The following is a 16,830-nucleotide window of genomic DNA, read 5'->3' on the forward strand; positions in this document are numbered from 1 at the left end:
ACCCCTACCCCTGCTCCTGCTCGTCGGCCGGGCGCGCGGCGTCCAGGCGGGCGCGCGCGCCCTCCAGCCGGCGGCGGCACGCCTCGGCCAGCGCCTCCCCGCGCTCCCACAGCGCCAGCGACTCCTCCAGGCCGGTGCCGCCGGCCTCCAGCCGGCGCACCACCTCGGCCAGCTCGTCGCGGGCCTCCTCGTAGCCCAGGGCGGCGACGTCCGCGGGCAGGGCGCTCGCCCCCGGCTCGGTCTGGGTCTGCGGCTCGGTCTGGGGCTCGGTCCGAGTCTGGGACTTCCTGGGCACGGGGCGCCACCCTAGGCGCGCGGCCTCACCCGGCGCGCGCGGCCAGCTCGCCGTCGGCCAGCCGCACCCGCAGCGCCGCGCCCGCCGGCGCGTCCGCCGGCTCGCGCACCACCCGCGCGCACCCGTCCGCGCCCACGGCCTGCACCACGGCGTAGCCGCGCAGCAGCGTCGAGCGCGGCGAGAGGGCCCGCACGCTGGTGCTCAGGTGCTCCACCTCCACCGCGCCGCGCTCCAGGCGGGCCGCCAGCGCCCGGTGCGCCCGCCCGCGCAGCCGCTCCACCTCGGCCGCCGGTCCGTCCACCAGCACGCGCGGGCGGGCCAGCACCGGGCGGGTGGTCAGCGCCGCCAGCTCGGAGGCCTCCCGCTCCACGCGCGCGGCCAGCACCCGCAGCGCCCGCCCGCGCAGCTGCTCCACGACCGCCAGCTGCTCGGCCACGTCCGGCACCACCAGGCGGGCGGCGTCGGTGGGCGTGGAGGCGCGCACGTCGGCGACCAGGTCCAGCAGCGGGTTGTCCACCTCGTGCCCGATCGCGGAGACCACCGGGGTGCGCGCGCCGGCCACCGCCCGCACCAGCGCCTCGTTGCTGAAGGGCAGCAGGTCCTCCACGCTGCCGCCGCCGCGGGCGACCACGACGACGTCGACCTCCGCCAGGGCGTCGAGCTCGCGCACCGCCGCGGCCACCTCCGTCACCGCCGCCGGGCCCTGCACGGCGACCTCGCGCACCTCGAAGCGCACCGCCGGCCAGCGCAGCCGGGCGTTGTCCACCACGTCGCGCTCGGCGGCGCTGGCGCGCCCGCACACCAGGCCCACCGCGCGCGGCAGGAAGGGCAGCGGCCGCTTGCGCCCGGCGTCGAAGAGCCCCTCGGCGGCCAGCACCCGCTTGAGGTGCTCCAGGCGGGCCAGCAGCTCGCCCACGCCCACGGGGCGCACGTCGTCGACGGCCAGGCTGAAGCTGCCGCGCTTGGCGTAGAACTCCGGCCGGGCGCGCACCACCACGCGCGCGCCGTGCCGCAGGCCCTCGGGCAGCACGTCGCGCAGCCGCGCCAGGACCCGGCGGGTCAGGGTCAGGGGCAGCGACATGTCCGTGTCGGCGTCGCGCAGGGTGACGAAGACCACCTGCGTGCCGGGGCGGTCGCTGACCTGCACGACCTGCCCCTCCACCCACGTCCACGGCATCCGCGCCACGTAGGCGTCGATCTTGGCGGCCAGCAGCCGCACCGGCCAGGGGTTCTCCGCGGTGGTCTCCGAGGCGGTGGCGGGTCGGCGCGGCGGCTCGGCGGCGGGGGTCTGCGCGGGCACGCGCCCATCCTGCCCGCAGCCCGCGCCCGGCCGCGGCGTCGCGGGGGCCACTTACCATGGGGGCGTGACGCAGACCCCCCTGGACGCCCCCGCGACCGCCGCCGACGACTGCGCCGACTCCGCGGTGCTGGCCGGTGCCGCCGAGCGCGCCGCCTGGGACGGCGGCAAGCGCGTGCTGCTGGCCGCCCCGCGCGGGTACTGCGCCGGCGTGGACCGCGCCGTGGAGGCGGTGGAGAAGGCGCTGGAGCTGTACGGCGCCCCCGTCTACGTCCGCAAGGAGATCGTGCACAACAAGCACGTCGTGCGGACGCTGGCCGAGCGCGGCGCGGTCTTCGTGCAGGAGACCTCCGAGGTGCCCGAGGGCGCCCACGTGGTCTTCTCCGCGCACGGCGTCAGCCCCGCGGTGCGCGAGGAGGCCGCGGCCCGCTCGCTGCGCACCATCGACGCCACCTGCCCGCTGGTGACCAAGGTGCACCGCGAGGCCGTGCGCTTCGCCGAGCGCGACGCGCAGATCCTGCTCATCGGCCACCACGGGCACGAGGAGGTCGAGGGCACGGCGGGGGAGGCCCCCGAGCACATCACGGTCGTCGACAGCCCCGAGGCGGCCGACGAGGTGCAGGTGCGCGACCCCGAGAACCTCGTCTGGCTCTCGCAGACGACGCTGAGCGTGGACGAGACCATGGAGACGGTGCGCCGGCTGCGCGAGCGCTTCCCCCACCTGGCCGACCCGCCCAGCGACGACATCTGCTACGCCACCCAGAACCGCCAGGTGGCCGTGAAGAAGATCGCCGCCGAGTCGGACCTGGTGATCGTGGTGGGCTCGGCGAACTCCTCCAACTCGGTGCGGCTGGTGGAGGTGGCCCTGGACGCCGGTGCGCGCGCCTCGCACCGCGTGGACGGCGCCCCGGAGATCCAGGACTCCTGGTTCGAGGGCGTCACCACCGTGGGCGTGACCTCCGGGGCCTCGGTGCCCGAGGTGCTGGTGCGCGAGGTCGTCGAGCACCTGGCCGCGCGCGGCTACGGGGCGGTGGAGGAGGTCACCACCGCGCAGGAGGACCTCGTCTTCTCGCTGCCCACCGACCTGCGTCGCGACCTCAAGCGCCGCAGCCTGCCGGTCACCCCGGTCTGAGCCCCGCTCCCGCGCCCCGCGGCGCGCACGACGACGTGCGCCCCGCCGCCGCCCGTCGCGCTGCTCCGTCCGGGTGGTGCGCGCGCCACCCTTCTCAGGACGTTCCGTGCCCACTAGCGTGCTCTGCGTGAGCAGCTGAGGCGCACCCCCTGCGCTCTCGCGCCCCCGCCGGCGGGACCGTCCGCCCCGCGTGCGCGGACCGGCACCGGCGGTCGCCGCGGGGGTCCGCGCGGGTGCGCCCCGCGGCGCGCGCGGGTACCGGGTTTCAGCTGCGTCTCAGCGGCCCTCCACTACAGTGACGCTACGAGAGAGTTGCGGGGGCGGCGGTGCCGGGCCCGGGGGTCGGGGGCCCCGGAGCGGTCCCGGCACCGCCCGCCGCGCGATCGAGACGATCGGCACCGATCGACCACGGGGGGAACACGATGGACGCCGTCGACCAGCACGGGCACGAGCCCCGGGACCCGGTGGCGCGGGCCCTGGCGGTGGTCTCCGCGCAGCAGGTGCCCGCGCAGCGCGCCTGCCTGGACCTCGCCCGAGCGCTGTCCGCGGCGGGGGACGCCCGCCGCGCCGTGCAGTGGGCCTTCGCCTCCCTCGACGCGGGGGAGGACTTCGCCGGCTGGCTCGCCGCCTCGCGCGTGTGGGAGCGCCACCGCGCCGAGCTGGCGCCGGCCCCGCGCCGGGCGCGGGTGGCCGTCCTGGGCAGCTACACCACCACCCAGCTCACGGGCCTGCTGCCGGTGGCCTGCGCCCGCGCGGGCGTGGAGGTGGAGGTCTACGAGTGCGGCTACGGGCTCTACCGCCAGGAGCTGCTCGACCCCGCCAGCGGGCTGCACGCCTTCGCCCCCGACGTGGTGGTGCTGGCCGTGGACGCCGCCGAGGTGGACCTGCCGCCCTCCCCGGCCGACCCGGCCGCCGCCGTCGAGGCCGAGCTGGAGCGCTGGACCTCCCTGTGGGACCTGGCGCGCGAGCGCTTCGGCGCCCGCGTCGTGCACCACGGCGCCGTCGTGCCGCCGGACGAGCCGATGGGCCACCTGGCCGCGCGCGTGCCCGGCTCGCGCTCGGCGCTGCTGCGCCGCTTCTCCGAGCGCCTCGGCGAGGTGGCGGCCTCGCCGGCCGGGCGGGGCGTGGCGCTGGTGGACTGCGAACGGCTGGCCTCCGACGTCGGCAAGCGCACCTGGAGCGACCCGCGCTACGTGCACGCCGCCAAGCAGGCCGTCTCGCTGGCCTGCGTGCCGCTGCTGGCCCGGCACACCGCCGCCGTGATCGCCGCCCAGCTGGGCGCCTCGCGCAAGTGCCTGGTCCTGGACCTGGACGGCACCCTGTGGGGCGGGGTGCTCGGCGAGGTCGGCGTGCACGGCGTCACGCTGGGCGCCGGCCCCGCCGGGGAGGCCTTCAGCGCCTTCCAGCGCCACGTGCTGGCCCTGAAGGACAAGGGCGTGGTGCTGGCGGTCTGCTCCAAGAACGACGAGCACCTGGTGCGCCAGGTGTTCGCCGAGAACCCCGAGATGCTCCTCTCCCTGGACGACGTCGCCGTCCTCGAGGCCAGCTGGCAGGACAAGCCCACGGCCGTGCGCTCCATCGCGGCCGCCCTGGGCGTCGGCGAGGACGCGCTCGTCTTCGTGGACGACAACCCCGCCGAGCGCGAGGCGGTGCGCGAGCTGGTCCCGGCCGTGGACGTGGTGCCGCTGCCGGCCGAGCCGGCCGGGTACGTCGCCGCCCTGGCGCGCTACCCCTTCTTCGAGACCGACGCGCTGACCGCCGAGGACGCCGCGCGCACCGAGCAGTACCGGGCGCGGGCCCGGGCCGCCGGGCAGCGCGAGGCCGCCGGCTCCCTGGAGGACTTCCTGCGCGGGCTGGGCATGCGGGCGCACGTGGCGCCGCTGGGGGAGGCCAACACCGCCCGGGTGGCGCAGCTGCTGGGCAAGACCAACCAGTTCAACCTCACGACGCGCCGCCACTCCCTGGCCGACGTGCAGGCGTTCGCCGCCGACCCCGACTGGCACGCGCAGGTGGTGCGGCTGAGCGACCGCTTCGCCGACCACGGCGTCGTCGGCGTGCTCCTGGCGCACCGCGTCCCGGGTCCGGAGGGCCCCGAGCTGGACGTCGACAGCTGGCTGCTGAGCTGCCGCGTCATCGGCCGCACCCTGGAGGACGAGATGCTCGGGGTGCTGGTGGCGCAGGCGCGGGCGCTGGGCTGCACCCGCCTGCGCGGCACGTACGTGCCCACCGCCAAGAACGGGCAGGTCGCGGGCCTGTACGAGCGGCTGGGCTTCACCCGCGCGCCGCAGGAGGACGGGCGCGCCGGGGAGGGCTCCACCGGCTGGGTGCTCCCGGTGCCCGAGCCGGTGCGCACCCCGGGCCTGGTGCGGGTGGAGGTGGACGTGCGCCCGCGGGCGGGCGCCGAGGGGGCGGCCGAGCAGGGCGCCGCCGGGCAGGACGACGACGAGGTGCCGGCGCAGCGCCGGCAGGAGGAGGTGCTCCAGTGAGCGGGACGACCGGTGACCTGCTGGGCGAGGACGGCGTGGACGGCCGCGTGCTGCGCGTCTTCCGCGAGGTGCTCGGCGACGAGCAGCTGCAGCTGAGCGGCTCCACGACGGCGCAGGACGTGCCCGGCTGGGACTCGCTGGCGCACATCAACATCATGTTCTCGCTGGAGTCGGAGTTCGGGGTGCAGTTCACCGACGCCCAGCTGACCTCCTTCGCCGACGTGGGGGAGCTGCGCGGCTTCCTCGCGCGGGCCGCGGGCTGAGGCCGCGCCGGCCGGGGACCGCTGCGGGCGGGCCCCGGCCGCGGCGGCGGTAGGCTGCTGTGCCCGTGGCCCTCACCATCGGCATCGTCGGACTGCCCAACGTCGGCAAGTCCACCCTGTTCAACGCGCTCACCGAGAACGACGCGCTCGCGGCGAACTACCCGTTCGCCACGATCGAGCCCAACGTCGGGGTGGTGCCGCTGCCGGACCCGCGCCTGGACGAGCTGGCCCGCATCTTCTCCAGCGAGCGCACCGTGCCCGCCACGGTCTCCTTCGTCGACATCGCCGGCATCGTCAAGGGCGCCAGCGAGGGCGAGGGGCTGGGCAACAAGTTCCTGGCCAACATCCGCGAGGCGGACGCCATCTGCCAGGTGACCCGGGCCTTCGCCGACCCCGACGTCGTGCACGTGGCCGGCGCGGTGGACCCCGCCGACGACATCGAGACCGTGCACACCGAGCTGGTGCTGGCCGACCTGCAGACCCTGGAGCGCGCCGTGCCGCGCCTGGAGAAGGAGGTCAAGGGCAGGAAGGCCGACCCGGCGGTGCTGCGCGCGGCGCAGGCGGCGCAGGCCGTGCTGGACTCCGGCCGCCCCCTGTCGGCGGCGACCGCGGCGGACGACGTGGACGTCGCGCAGCTGCGCGAGCTGGGCCTGCTGACCACCAAGCCGTTCCTGTACGTCTTCAACGTCGACGAGACGGTGCTGGGCGACGCCGCCCGCATGGACGAGCTGCGCGCGCTGGTCGCGCCGGCCGAGGCGGTCTTCCTGGACGCCAAGCTGGAGTCGGAGCTGGCCGAGCTGGACGCCGACGAGGCCGCCGAGCTGCTGGCCTCGGTGGGGCAGGACGAGCCGGGCCTGAACCAGCTGGCCCGCGTCGGCTTCGCCGCGCTGGGCCTGCAGACCTACCTGACCGCCGGCCCGAAGGAGTCGCGCGCCTGGACGATCCGCAAGGGCTGGACCGCCCCGCAGGCGGCCGGGGTGATCCACACCGACTTCCAGCGCGGCTTCATCAAGGCCGAGGTCGTCTCCTTCGAGGACCTCGTCGCGGCCGGCTCGATGGCCGAGGCCAAGGCGCAGGGCAGGGTGCGCATCGAGGGCAAGGACTACGTCATGGCCGACGGCGACGTCGTGGAGTTCCGCTTCAACGTCTGAGCCGGAGCCGTTCCGGTGACGGGCGGCGAGCGCCGGTGGCCCGTGGTGTGCAGCACGGCAGCGCTCGGGTGACACTGGTACCGAGCCCGCGGGCACGCGGGCGGTGTCGCGAGGGCTTCGCGCCCCGCCCGCGCCCACGGGTGTTAACGTGCTGCCCGTTCGTCTGGGGTGGACATCCTGCTCGCCAGGAGTCGCCGCACCTGGGCAACGTGCCCAAGCAGAGACGCCCGCTAGGAGGAGTCCCACCGTGAGCAGCTTCGAGAAGGACGACGAGCGGGGCCCCGTGCGCCGCGTCGGCCTGGTCTCCCGCGGTCCCGTGCTGAGCCGCCGCGACGGCCTCAAGGGCCTCGTCGGCGCCGCGGCCGTCGGCAGCCTGCTGGCGGCGTGCGGCGGGTCCGACGACGAGGGCGGCGAGGGCGGCGGGGACGGCGCCGGTGCCGTCGTCAGCGCCAACGGCACCGAGCCGGAGAACCCCCTGCTCCCCTCGGACACCAACGAGGTCGGCGGCGGCCGCATCGTCCAGAACGTCTTCGCCGGCCTGTGCTACTACGAGGCCGACGGCTCCGTGCAGAACGACCTCGCGGAGTCCATCGAGACCACGGACGCGCAGAACTACACCATCCGCATCCGCTCCGGGCAGACCTTCTCCGACGGCACCCCGGTCACGGCGCAGTCCTTCGTGGACGCCTGGAACTACGCCGCGCTGCTCACCAACGACCAGCTGCAGGCCTACTTCTTCGAGCCGATCGTCGGCTACGCCGACGTCCAGGCCGACCCGCCCACCGCGCAGACCATGTCCGGCCTGGTCGTCGTGGACGACACCACCTTCACGGTCGCCCTGACCCAGCCCGAGGGCGACTTCCCGCTGCGCCTGGGCTACTCGGCGTACTACCCGCTGCCCGCCTCCGCGTACGACGACATGGCCGCCTACGGCGAGAACCCGATCGGCAACGGCCCCTACAAGCTGGCCGAGCAGGGCGCCTGGCAGCACAACGTGCGCATCGACCTGGTGCCCAACGACGCCTACGACGGCCCGCGCGCCGCGCAGAACGCCGGCCTGGCCTTCGTCTTCTACGAGAGCCAGGACGCCGCCTACGCGGACCTGAACTCGGGCAACCTGGACGTGCTGGACCAGATCCCCGACTCGGCGCTGACCGTCTTCGAGTCCGACCTGGGCGAGCGCGGGGTCAACATGCCGGCGGCGATCTTCCAGGCCTTCACGATCCCGCAGTACATGCCGGGGATGTCCGGCGAGGCCGGGCTGCTGCGCCGGCGCGCGATCTCCCTGGCGATCGACCGGACCACGATCTGCGAGCAGATCTTCTCCGGTACCCGCACCCCGGCCAGCGACTACACCTCCCCGGTCCTCGACGGCTTCTCCGACGCCATCGAGGGCAACGAGGTCCTGGACTACGACCCCGACCAGGCCAAGCAGCTGTGGGCGCAGGCGGAGGCCATCGAGCCCTTCACCGGCAGCGTCGACATCGCCTACAACGCCGACGGCCCGCACCAGGGCTGGGTGGACGCGGTGACCGCGGGCCTGCGCCAGACGCTGGGCATCCAGTCCGAGGGCCGCCCGTACGCGACCTTCGCGCAGCTGCGCTCGGAGATCAACGCCCGCTCCATCCAGACGGCGTTCCGCTCCGGCTGGCAGGGCGACTACCCCTCGCTCTACAACTTCCTCGCGCCGAACTTCGCCACCGGCGGCAGCTCGAACGACGGCGACTACAGCAACCCGGAGTTCGACTCCCTGCTGCAGCAGGGCGCCAGCACCACCGACGCCGCGCAGGCGGCCACGCTGTGGAACCAGGCGCAGACCATCCTGTTCCGCGACCTGCCCGCGATCTCCCTGTGGTACCAGAACGTCAGCGGCGGCTCGGCGGAGACCGTCGAGAACGTCCGGTTCGGGTGGGACAGCCAGCCGCTGTACTACGAGATCACGAAGTCCTGACCCGCTGCTCCGGGGTGCCGCGGCGCGGCGCCCCGGAGCACCCGGTGCGCGCGAGCGGCCGGGTCACCCGACCGCTCGACCGGGGCGGCGCTCGTGCCGGCGCCCCGCCCCGAGGAGGCCCCGCATGGCTTGGTACGTGGGGCGCCGTCTGCTGCAGATGGTGCCCGTCTTCTTCGGCGCGACGCTGCTGATCTACGCGCTCGTGTTCCTGCTCCCGGGCGACCCCGTCGCCGCCCTCTTCGGCGACCGCGGCGTCAACGAGGCCACCGCGGCCCGGTTGCGCGAGCAGTACAACCTCGACGAGCCGTTCCTCGTGCAGTACCTGCTCTTCATCAAGGGCGCGCTCAGCCTGGACTTCGGGCAGTCCTTCACCGGCCGCCCCGTCATCGACCTCATCGCCGACGCCTTCCCGGTGACGGTGAAGCTGGCGCTCGTGGCGCTGGCCGTCGAGGCGGTCTTCGGCATCGTCTTCGGCTTCCTCGCCGGCCTGCGCCGCGGCGGCTGGTTCGACTCCACCGTGCTGGTGCTCAGCCTGGTCGTCATCGGCATCCCGGTGTTCGTGCTCGGCTTCGTCGCGCAGTTCCTGTTCGGCGTGAAGTGGGGGGTGGTCAACCCCACGGTCGGCTCCGACCCCGGGCTGACCGACCTGCTGCTGCCCGGCGTCGTGCTGGGCGCGCTGTCCTTCGCCTACGTGCTGCGCCTGACCCGCAACTCGGTGGCCGAGGGGCTCAGCGCCGACCACGTGCGCACCGCCACCGCCAAGGGCCTGTCGCGCCCGAGGGTCATGACGGTCCACGTGCTGCGCAACTCGCTCATCCCCGTGGTGACCTTCCTGGGCACTGACCTGGGCGCCCTCATGGGCGGCGCGATCGTCACCGAGGGCATCTTCAACGTGCCGGGCGTGGGCAACCTCGTCTACCAGTCGGTCATCCGCGGCGAGGGGCCGACGGTCGTCTCGGTCGTCACCATCCTGGTCATGGTCTACCTGCTCGCCAACCTCGCCGTGGACCTGCTCTACGCCGTGCTGGACCCGAGGATCCGCTATGCCTGACCGCCCCACCGCCGCCGTGCGCCCCGGGCAGGAGCACCACGTCGCCCCCCTGGAGGAGACGCCGCTGGCCGCCGTCGACGCCGTCGACGAGCAGGCCCCGCCCACCAGCCTGTGGGCCGACGCCTGGCGCCGGCTGCGCCGGCGCCCGCTGTTCCTGGTCTCCTCGCTGATCATCCTGCTGCTGCTCGTCGTCTCGCTGTTCCCGTCGCTGTTCACCTCGGTGGACCCCCGCTTCGCGGACCTGACGCGCTCGCTGCAGGGGCCCGCCGAGGGGCACCCGCTGGGCTTCACCCAGCAGGGCACCGACGTCTACTCGCGCCTGGTCCACGGCGCGCGCGCCTCGGTGAGCGTCGGCGTCATCGCCACCGCGCTCGTCGTGGTCATCGGCGGCGTCGTCGGCGCCCTGGCCGGCTTCTTCGGCGGCTGGCTGGACGCGGTGCTCAGCCGCTTCGCCGACATCTTCTTCGCCGTGCCCCTGCTGCTCGGCGGCATCATCCTCATGCAGATGCTCGACACCCGGAACAGCTTCACCGTCGCCCTCACCCTGGCGGTCTTCGGCTGGCCGCAGGTGGCCCGCATCATGCGCGGCTCGGTGCTGCAGGTGCGCTCCAACGAGTACGTCACCGCCGCCACCTCGCTGGGCCTGGGCAAGCTGAAGGTCCTGCTGCGCCACGTCGTGCCCAACGCCCTGGGCCCCGTCATCGTCGTGGCGACCATCTCGCTGGGCACGTTCATCGCCGCCGAGGCGACCCTGTCCTTCCTGAACATCGGCCTGCCGCCCAGCACCGTCTCCTGGGGCGGCGACATCAGCCGCGCGCAGACCACGCTGCGCACCGACCCCTGGGTGCTGCTGTGGCCCTCGATCGGCCTGTCGGTCACCGTGCTCAGCTTCCTCATGCTCGGCGACGCCCTGCGCGACGCCCTGGACCCGAAGGGCCGGACCCGCTGATGCCCGCCTCCGACGCCGACCAGCCGCTGCTGCAGGTGCGCGGCCTGCACGTCGACTTCACCTCCGGCGGGCGCGCGGTGCACGCCGTGCGCGGGGCGGACCTCACGGTCTACCCCGGGCAGACGGTGGCCATCGTCGGCGAGTCCGGCTCCGGCAAGTCCACCACCGCCCAGGCCGTCATCGGGCTGCTGCCCGGCAACGGCCGGGTCGTGGGCGGGCAGGTCCTCTTCGACGGGCGCGACATCGCCCACGCCTCCCGGCGCGAGTTCGTCGAGCTGCGCGGCAAGCACATCGGCCTGGTCCCGCAGGACCCGATGTCCAACCTGAACCCGGTGTGGACCATCGGCTTCCAGGTGCGCGAGGCGCTGGCCGCCAACGGCCTGGCCAAGGGCCGCGCCGCCAAGCAGCGCGCCGCGCAGCTGCTCGCCGAGGCCGGCCTGCCCGACGCCGACCGCCGCGCCAAGCAGTACCCGCACGAGTTCTCCGGCGGCATGCGCCAGCGCGCCCTCATCGCCATCGGCCTGGCCTCGCGCCCGCGCCTGCTCATCGCCGACGAGCCGACCTCCGCGCTGGACGTGACCGTGCAGCGCCAGATCCTCGACCACCTCGACGGGCTGACCCGCGAGCTGGGCACGGCCGTGCTGCTCATCACCCACGACCTCGGCCTGGCCGCCGAGCGCGCCGAGCACCTCGTGGTCATGTACAAGGGCCAGGTCGTCGAGTCCGGCCCCGCCCTGCAGATCCTGCAGGACCCCCAGCACCCGTACACCCAGCGCCTCGTGCGCGCCGCGCCCTCGCTGGCCTCGCAGCGCCTGCGCTCCTCCTCGCAGCGCGAGCAGGTCGCCGCCGCCGCCGCCGAGCACGCCGGCCTGGCGCACGCCGCCGCCGTCGCCGGCAGCGACGTCGGGGTGGAGCAGACCGCGAACGTCATCGAGGTCGAGGACCTCACGAAGGTGTTCACCATCCGCGGTTCCGGCCCGCGCGGGGAGAAGCTGCGCGCCGTCGACGGCGTCAGCTTCGCCGTGCGCCGCGGCACCACCACCGCCGTCGTGGGCGAGTCCGGCTCGGGCAAGTCCACCGTGGCGCAGATGGTGCTGAACCTGCTGCCCGCCACCTCCGGCACGGTGCGCTTCGACGGCGTCGACATCACCACCCTCGACGCCCGCCGGCGCTTCGACTTCCGCCGCCGGGTGCAGCCGATCTTCCAGAACCCCTACGGCTCCCTGGACCCGTCGTTCAGCATCTACCGCACGATCGAGGAACCGCTGCGGGTGCACGGCATCGGCGACGCGAAGTCCCGCGAGGCGCGCGTGCGCGACCTGCTGGACAAGGTCGCGCTGCCGGCGGGCACGATCCGGCGCTACCCCAACGAGCTGTCCGGCGGGCAGCGCCAGCGCGTCGCCATCGCCCGCGCCCTGGCGCTGAACCCCGAGGTCGTCGTGTGCGACGAGGCCGTCAGCGCCCTGGACGTGCTGGTGCAGGGGCAGATCCTCACCCTGCTCAACGACCTGCAGGCCGAGCTGGGGCTGACGTACCTGTTCATCACCCACGACCTGGCGGTGGTGCGGCAGATCGCCGACGACGTCGTCGTCATGCAGAAGGGCCGCCTGGTGGAGGCCGCCACCACCGACGAGGTCTTCCGCAGCCCCCGGCAGGAGTACACGCGGGCGCTGCTGGAGGCCATCCCCGGCGGGAACATCGAGCTCGGCGTCTGACCGGCGCCGGTGCACCGGGCGGGTCCTCCCCGCGGGCAGGGCCCGCCCGTCATAGCGCCGCGCCGACCAGGTGGCCCACGGCGTGGGTGACGGCCATCGCGAGCACGCCGCCGCCGACGTTGCGGGCCACCGCCCGCGGCACCGGCGCCCCGCCCAGGCGCGCGCTCACCGCCCCGGTGAGCACGAGCGCGGCCACGACGGCCGCCACGCACACCAGCACCCGAGCCGGCTCGGGCGGCAGCAGCACCGCCAGCAGCGGCAGCAGCCCGCCGACGGTGAAGGCCGCGGTGGAGGTCAGCGCCGCCTGCCACGGGCTCGTCAGCCCCTCGGGGTCCAGCCCCAGCTCCGCCTCGGCGTGCGCGGCCAGCGCGTCGTGCTCGGTGAGCTCCACGGCCACCCGGTGCGCCAGCTCGGGGCGCAGGCCCTTGGCCTCGTAGATCGCCACCAGCTCGGCCAGCTCCTGCTCGGGCATCTCCGCCAGCTCCCAGCGCTCCTTCGCCAGCAGCGCGCGCTGGGTGTCGGACTGGGTGCTCACCGAGACGTACTCCCCGGTGCCCATCGACAGCGCCCCGGCCACCAGCGCGGCCACGCCCGCGGCCGCCAGCGCGCCGGGGTGCTCGGTGGCCGCCACGACGCCCAGGACCACCCCGGCCACGGAGACCACGCCGTCGTTGGCGCCCAGGACGCCCGCGCGCAGCCGGTTCAGGCGGGCGTCGACGTCGGAGACGTGCAGGGCGGGCTCGTCGGGGTGCGTGTCGACCACGGCCGAAGGGTAGGGCGCGCGCGCCCGGGCACCCCCACCCGCCCGCGCGCTCTGCTGACGGCGCGGGGCGCCGTGGCTACGCTGGGCCGATGCAGTTCGTCGTCGCACTGACCGTGCTGGCCGTCGCCGCCGGGGTCGCCGTCGTGTACTGGCGCACCAGCCCCCGCCACCGCCTCACCGCCACCGCGCGCCTGGACCACGGCGAGCGGGCCCGCCGGGCCCGCGAGGCGGACCGCGCCGCCCGGCACGGCTGAGCACCCCCCCGCGCCGGCCCGTGGCGCAGATCACGCACCCCGCAGCGGCGCGGGGCCGAACCCGCGCACCCCGCCCGGCGTTGCAGACTGGGGACGGGCCGCCGCAGGGGCGCCCACGGGGAGAGGGAGTCGATGCCCGACGAGCAGGACGAGCCGACCGGCTCCGCGAACACCGGCCGGCAGGACCGCGCGGCGCGCGTGGCCGCGATGCAGCGCGCCGAGAGGGCCCGCGCGCGCCGGCGCAAGGTGGCGCTGATCGCCGTGCCGGTGGTGCTGGTCGCCGCCGGCGGGGCGGGGGTGGCCGCGGTCGTCGCCGCGCAGCCGGACCCGCCCTCGCTGGAGGCCGTGCGCACCTTCCAGTACACCGCCGGGGCGCACACCGAGGAACCGGTGCAGTACGCGGAGAACCCGCCCGCCGGTGGTGAGCACAACCCCGTCTGGTTGAACTGCGGCGTCTACGACGCCCCGGTGCCGAACGAGAACGCCGTGCACAGCATGGAGCACGGCGCCGTGTGGATCACCTACCGGCCCGACCTGCCCGCCGCGCAGGTGCAGCAGCTGCAGGAGGCGGTCGAGGGCGACGACTACACCGTGCTCTCGCCCTACGAGGGCCTGCCCTCGCCGATCGTGCTGTCCGCCTGGAACCACCAGCTGACGGTGCAGGACGCCTCCGACCGGCGCATCGGCGCCTTCCTGGAGGAGTACGTGCAGGGCGCGCAGACGCCCGAGCCGGGCGCGCTGTGCAGCAACGGCGTGGGGACCCCCACCGGGTGAGCTCGTGAGGTCCCCCGCCCCGGCGACCGGTCGCGGGGCGCTGCTGCTGGTCGCCGCCCTGCTGGCCGCCCTGGTGGCCGGCGTGCTGCTCGGCCGGGCGCTGCCCGACGCCCCGGGCGAGCAGTCCGCTGACGTCGGCTTCGCCCGCGACATGAGCACCCACCACCAGCAGGCCGTCGCCATGGCCTTCGAGGCCGTCCAGACCGCGCCCTCGCCGGAGGTGCGCCAGCTCGCCGTGGACATCGCCTCCACCCAGGGCAACCAGGTCGGGCGCATGCAGGCGCTGCTGGGTCGGTGGGGCGTGCCGCTGCGCGGCTCGGCACCGGTCATGGCCTGGATGGAGGGCACCCCCGGGCACGCCGAGCACCTGCGCCAGCAGGGGCGGGGCCGCACCATGCCCGGCATGGCCACCCCCGCCGAGCTGGCGCGGCTGGGCTCGGAGACGGGGGAGGTGTTCGAGGTCGACTTCCTGCAGCTGGTGCTGCGCCACCACGAGGGGGGCCTGGAGATGGCCGAGACGGGCGCCGAGCGCGTGGCCGACCCGCAGCTGCGCTCGCTGGCGCGGGCCATCGCCACCAGCCAGCGCAGCGAGGTGCAGGTGCTCACCGACCTGCTCGCCGCGCGCGGGGCCCGGCCCCTGCCCGCCGACGGCACCGCCGGGGACACCGCCGACGGCACCGCCGACGGCACCGCTGGGGACACCGCCGCGCCGCGGGGCGCCACGACGGAGGGGGGCGCCGCGTGAGGCTCGTGGTCGGGGCCGCGATCGTCGACGACCTGCAGCGTCCCGCGGTGCTGCTGGCCGCGCGGCGCAGCGCCCCCCCGGCGCTGGCCGGGCGCTGGGAGCTGCCCGGCGGCAAGGTCGAGCCCGGCGAGTCGCCGCAGGAGGCGCTGCACCGCGAGCTGCGCGAGGAGCTCGGCGTCGAGGTCGAGCTGGGCGAGGAGGTGCCCGGCCCGCGCGGGGGGGCCTGGCCGCTGGGCGGCGACCTCGTCATGCGGGTGTGGTGGGCCCGGGTGCTGCGCGGGGAGCCGGCGCCGCTGGAGGACCACGACGAGCTGCGGCCGCTGGCGGTGGGGCGGTGGTCCTCGGTGGACTGGCTGCCCGGGGCACCGGCGCCCGGCGCCGGCGGCGCGGGCGGCGCGGCCGCGCCTGCCGGGTGCTCCCACCCCGTGTCCGCGGCCGTGGCGCGCGGGTCGCGGCGGTCGCCGGAGCGCCGGTGCGGCGTGGTCACCTTCGGGTCGCGGGCGAGGTCCTTCACCAGCGCCACGCACATGAACACCATGATCACCAGGAACGGGGCCGCGGCGATGATCGTGACGTCCTGCAGGGCCTGCAGGCCGCCGGCGAAGAAGAGCACGATGGCGACCAGGCCCATGAGCAGGCCCCACAGCGCGGTCAGCCACTTGCGCGGCTCGTCGGCGCCGTAGGAGCTCAGCGAGCCCATGACGATGCTGGAGGCGTCCGCGCCGGAGACGAAGAAGACCGCCACGAGGACCACCACGAGCACGGACGTCGCGCCGGCCCACGGGAACTGCTGCAGCAGCGTGAACAGCTGCGACTCCTGCGCGGCGATGCCGGCGATGTCCACGCCGTCGCGCTGCAGGTCGATGGCGGTGCCGCCCAGGACGGAGAACCACACCAGGCTCACCAGGGTCGGCACGAGCATGACCCCCACGACGAACTCGCGGATCGTGCGCCCCCGGGAGATCTTCGCCAGGAACGCGCCGACGAAGGGCGTCCAGGACACCCACCACGCCCAGTAGAAGAGGGTCCAGGCGCTCAGCCACTCGGTGCCGCCGAAGGCGCCGGTGCGGGTGGCCATGCGCGGCAGCGCGGCGAGGTAGCCGCCGGCCGAGGCCGGCACCAGGTTCAGGATGAAGACGGTCGGGCCGGCGACGAAGACGAAGAACAGCAGCACCAGGGCGAGCACCGTGTTGCCGTTCGAGAGCCACTTGATGCCGCGCTCGATGCCGCTGATCGCCGAGACGACGAAGCACGCGGTCAGGACGGCGATGATCGCGACCTTGACGGTCGTGGAGTTCTCCACGCCGAAGACCTCGGTGAGCCCGCCGTTCATCTGCGCGGCGCCCAGGCCCAGGCTGACGGCGGAGCCGAAGAGGGTCGCGAAGATCGCGAAGACGTCGATGACGCGGGCGGCGCTGCGGGCGCGGCGCCCGCGCAGCAGCGGGGCGAAGGCGGCGCTGAAGCCGCCGGCGCGCTCCCTGCGGTAGCTGGAGTAGGCCAGGGCCAGGCCGACGACCGCGTAGATCGCCCAGGGGTGCAGGCCCCAGTGGAAGAGGGAGTAGTTCATCGCCTCGCGGGCCGCGGCCTGCGAGCCGGGCGCGGCGTCGGCCTGCGGGACGGTCGTCAGGTGGGTGACCGGCTCGGTGACGCCGTAGAAGATCAGGCCGATGCCCATGCCGGCGGAGAACATCATCGCGATCCAGGAGGCCCGCGAGTGCTCGGGGCGGTCCTCGTCGCGGCCCAGGCGGATGCTCCCGAAGCGGCTGAGGGCCAGGAACAGGGCCAGCACCACGAAGCCGGTGGCGCCCAGCACGAAGGCCCAGCCGAAGTCGCCGACGACGACCTCCAGGACGGCGTCCGCGCCCGCCTGCAGGCGGTCGGGGAGCAGGGCGCCGGCCAGGAGGAAGACGACCACGACGCCGGCGGCCACCACCAGCGTGCGCACGTCCACCGGGGGCCGCTCGGCCACGGCCGCGGGGCCGTCGCGGCGGGTGCCCCCGGGGG

14 protein-coding genes and 2 pseudogenes are annotated in these 16,830 nt (G+C 75.2%); 12 read left to right on the forward strand and 4 right to left on the reverse strand.

Annotated elements, in window-relative coordinates; all coding sequences use genetic code 11:
- Positions 1–4: 4 nt before the first annotated feature.
- Together GTR00_RS03100 and xseA are read right to left on the reverse strand one after the other, a co-directional pair.
- Positions 5–220, reverse strand: a complete 216-nt coding sequence (locus GTR00_RS03100; RefSeq protein WP_166610199.1) for an exodeoxyribonuclease VII small subunit — start codon at positions 218–220, stop codon at positions 5–7.
- A 100-nt stretch (positions 221–320) separates the two neighbouring features.
- A complete protein-coding gene (xseA, locus tag GTR00_RS03105; RefSeq protein ID WP_323132173.1) occupies positions 321–1,595 on the reverse strand; it encodes an exodeoxyribonuclease VII large subunit in 1,275 nt (424 codons plus the stop codon).
- A 124-nt stretch (positions 1,596–1,719) separates the two neighbouring features.
- Here xseA and GTR00_RS03110 point away from each other — a divergent pair, with 124 nt between their 5' ends.
- The 8 genes from GTR00_RS03110 to GTR00_RS03145 all read left to right on the forward strand — a co-directional run bounded on the left by GTR00_RS03110 (position 1,720) and on the right by GTR00_RS03145 (position 12,290).
- Positions 1,720–2,724 (forward strand): 4-hydroxy-3-methylbut-2-enyl diphosphate reductase, encoded by a 1,005-nt coding sequence (locus tag GTR00_RS03110; protein WP_166610200.1) that lies wholly within the window; start codon positions 1,720–1,722, stop codon positions 2,722–2,724.
- A gap of 422 nt (positions 2,725–3,146) precedes the next feature.
- Positions 3,147–5,210, forward strand: a complete 2,064-nt coding sequence (locus tag GTR00_RS03115) for an HAD-IIIC family phosphatase (protein ID WP_166610190.1) — start codon at positions 3,147–3,149, stop codon at positions 5,208–5,210.
- The gene (locus GTR00_RS03120) at positions 5,207–5,473 is read left to right on the forward strand and encodes an acyl carrier protein (RefSeq protein WP_205704935.1); all 267 of its coding nucleotides are present in this window, start codon (positions 5,207–5,209) and stop codon (positions 5,471–5,473) included. Before GTR00_RS03115 ends, GTR00_RS03120 begins: the two co-directional genes overlap by 4 nt.
- A gap of 65 nt (positions 5,474–5,538) precedes the next feature.
- A complete protein-coding gene (gene ychF, locus GTR00_RS03125; RefSeq protein ID WP_166610191.1) occupies positions 5,539–6,624 on the forward strand; it encodes a redox-regulated ATPase YchF in 1,086 nt (361 codons plus the stop codon).
- 316 nt (positions 6,625–6,940) lie between these two features.
- Positions 6,941–8,575 carry a peptide ABC transporter substrate-binding protein gene (locus GTR00_RS03130; protein WP_166610202.1) on the forward strand — a complete coding sequence of 545 codons (1,635 nt, stop codon included), beginning with the start codon at positions 6,941–6,943 and terminating at the stop codon, positions 8,573–8,575.
- 124 nt (positions 8,576–8,699) lie between these two features.
- On the forward strand, positions 8,700–9,626 hold the full coding sequence (locus GTR00_RS03135; protein ID WP_166610192.1) for an ABC transporter permease: 927 nt from the start codon (positions 8,700–8,702) through the stop codon (positions 9,624–9,626).
- The gene (locus GTR00_RS03140; protein WP_166610193.1) at positions 9,619–10,575 is read left to right on the forward strand and encodes an ABC transporter permease; all 957 of its coding nucleotides are present in this window, start codon (positions 9,619–9,621) and stop codon (positions 10,573–10,575) included. Before GTR00_RS03135 ends, GTR00_RS03140 begins: the two co-directional genes overlap by 8 nt.
- A complete protein-coding gene (locus GTR00_RS03145) occupies positions 10,575–12,290 on the forward strand; it encodes a dipeptide ABC transporter ATP-binding protein (protein WP_166610194.1) in 1,716 nt (571 codons plus the stop codon). The genes GTR00_RS03140 and GTR00_RS03145 overlap by 1 nt, the downstream gene beginning before the upstream one ends.
- A gap of 49 nt (positions 12,291–12,339) precedes the next feature.
- Here GTR00_RS03145 and GTR00_RS03150 read toward each other — a convergent pair whose 3' ends face one another.
- On the reverse strand, positions 12,340–13,053 hold the full coding sequence (locus GTR00_RS03150; protein WP_166610195.1) for a VIT1/CCC1 transporter family protein: 714 nt from the start codon (positions 13,051–13,053) through the stop codon (positions 12,340–12,342).
- Positions 13,054–13,142: 89 nt separating this feature from the next.
- On the opposite strand from GTR00_RS03150, the gene GTR00_RS03155 reads away from it, so the two are divergent.
- The 4 genes and pseudogenes from GTR00_RS03155 to GTR00_RS03170 all read left to right on the forward strand — a co-directional run.
- Positions 13,143–13,307, forward strand: a complete 165-nt coding sequence (locus tag GTR00_RS03155; RefSeq protein WP_166610196.1) for a hypothetical protein — start codon at positions 13,143–13,145, stop codon at positions 13,305–13,307.
- A gap of 132 nt (positions 13,308–13,439) precedes the next feature.
- On the forward strand, positions 13,440–14,081 hold the full coding sequence (locus tag GTR00_RS03160) for a DUF3105 domain-containing protein (RefSeq protein ID WP_166610197.1): 642 nt from the start codon (positions 13,440–13,442) through the stop codon (positions 14,079–14,081).
- A gap of 4 nt (positions 14,082–14,085) precedes the next feature.
- Entirely contained in the window at positions 14,086–14,826 is a 741-nt protein-coding gene (locus tag GTR00_RS03165; protein ID WP_166610198.1) for a DUF305 domain-containing protein, read from the forward strand.
- Positions 14,823–15,188 (forward strand): annotated as a pseudogene (locus tag GTR00_RS03170) ((deoxy)nucleoside triphosphate pyrophosphohydrolase); the annotation flags it as partial. The gene GTR00_RS03165 and the pseudogene GTR00_RS03170, both read left to right, overlap by 4 nt.
- A gap of 191 nt (positions 15,189–15,379) precedes the next feature.
- Here the strand turns inward: GTR00_RS03170 and GTR00_RS03175 are convergent.
- Positions 15,380–16,795 (reverse strand): annotated as a pseudogene (locus GTR00_RS03175) (BCCT family transporter); the annotation flags it as partial.
- Between the last annotated feature and the right edge of the window lie 35 nt (positions 16,796–16,830).

Source organism: Kineococcus indalonis (genome assembly GCF_009906395.1).
Classification (GTDB): domain Bacteria; phylum Actinomycetota; class Actinomycetes; order Actinomycetales; family Kineococcaceae; genus Kineococcus; species Kineococcus indalonis.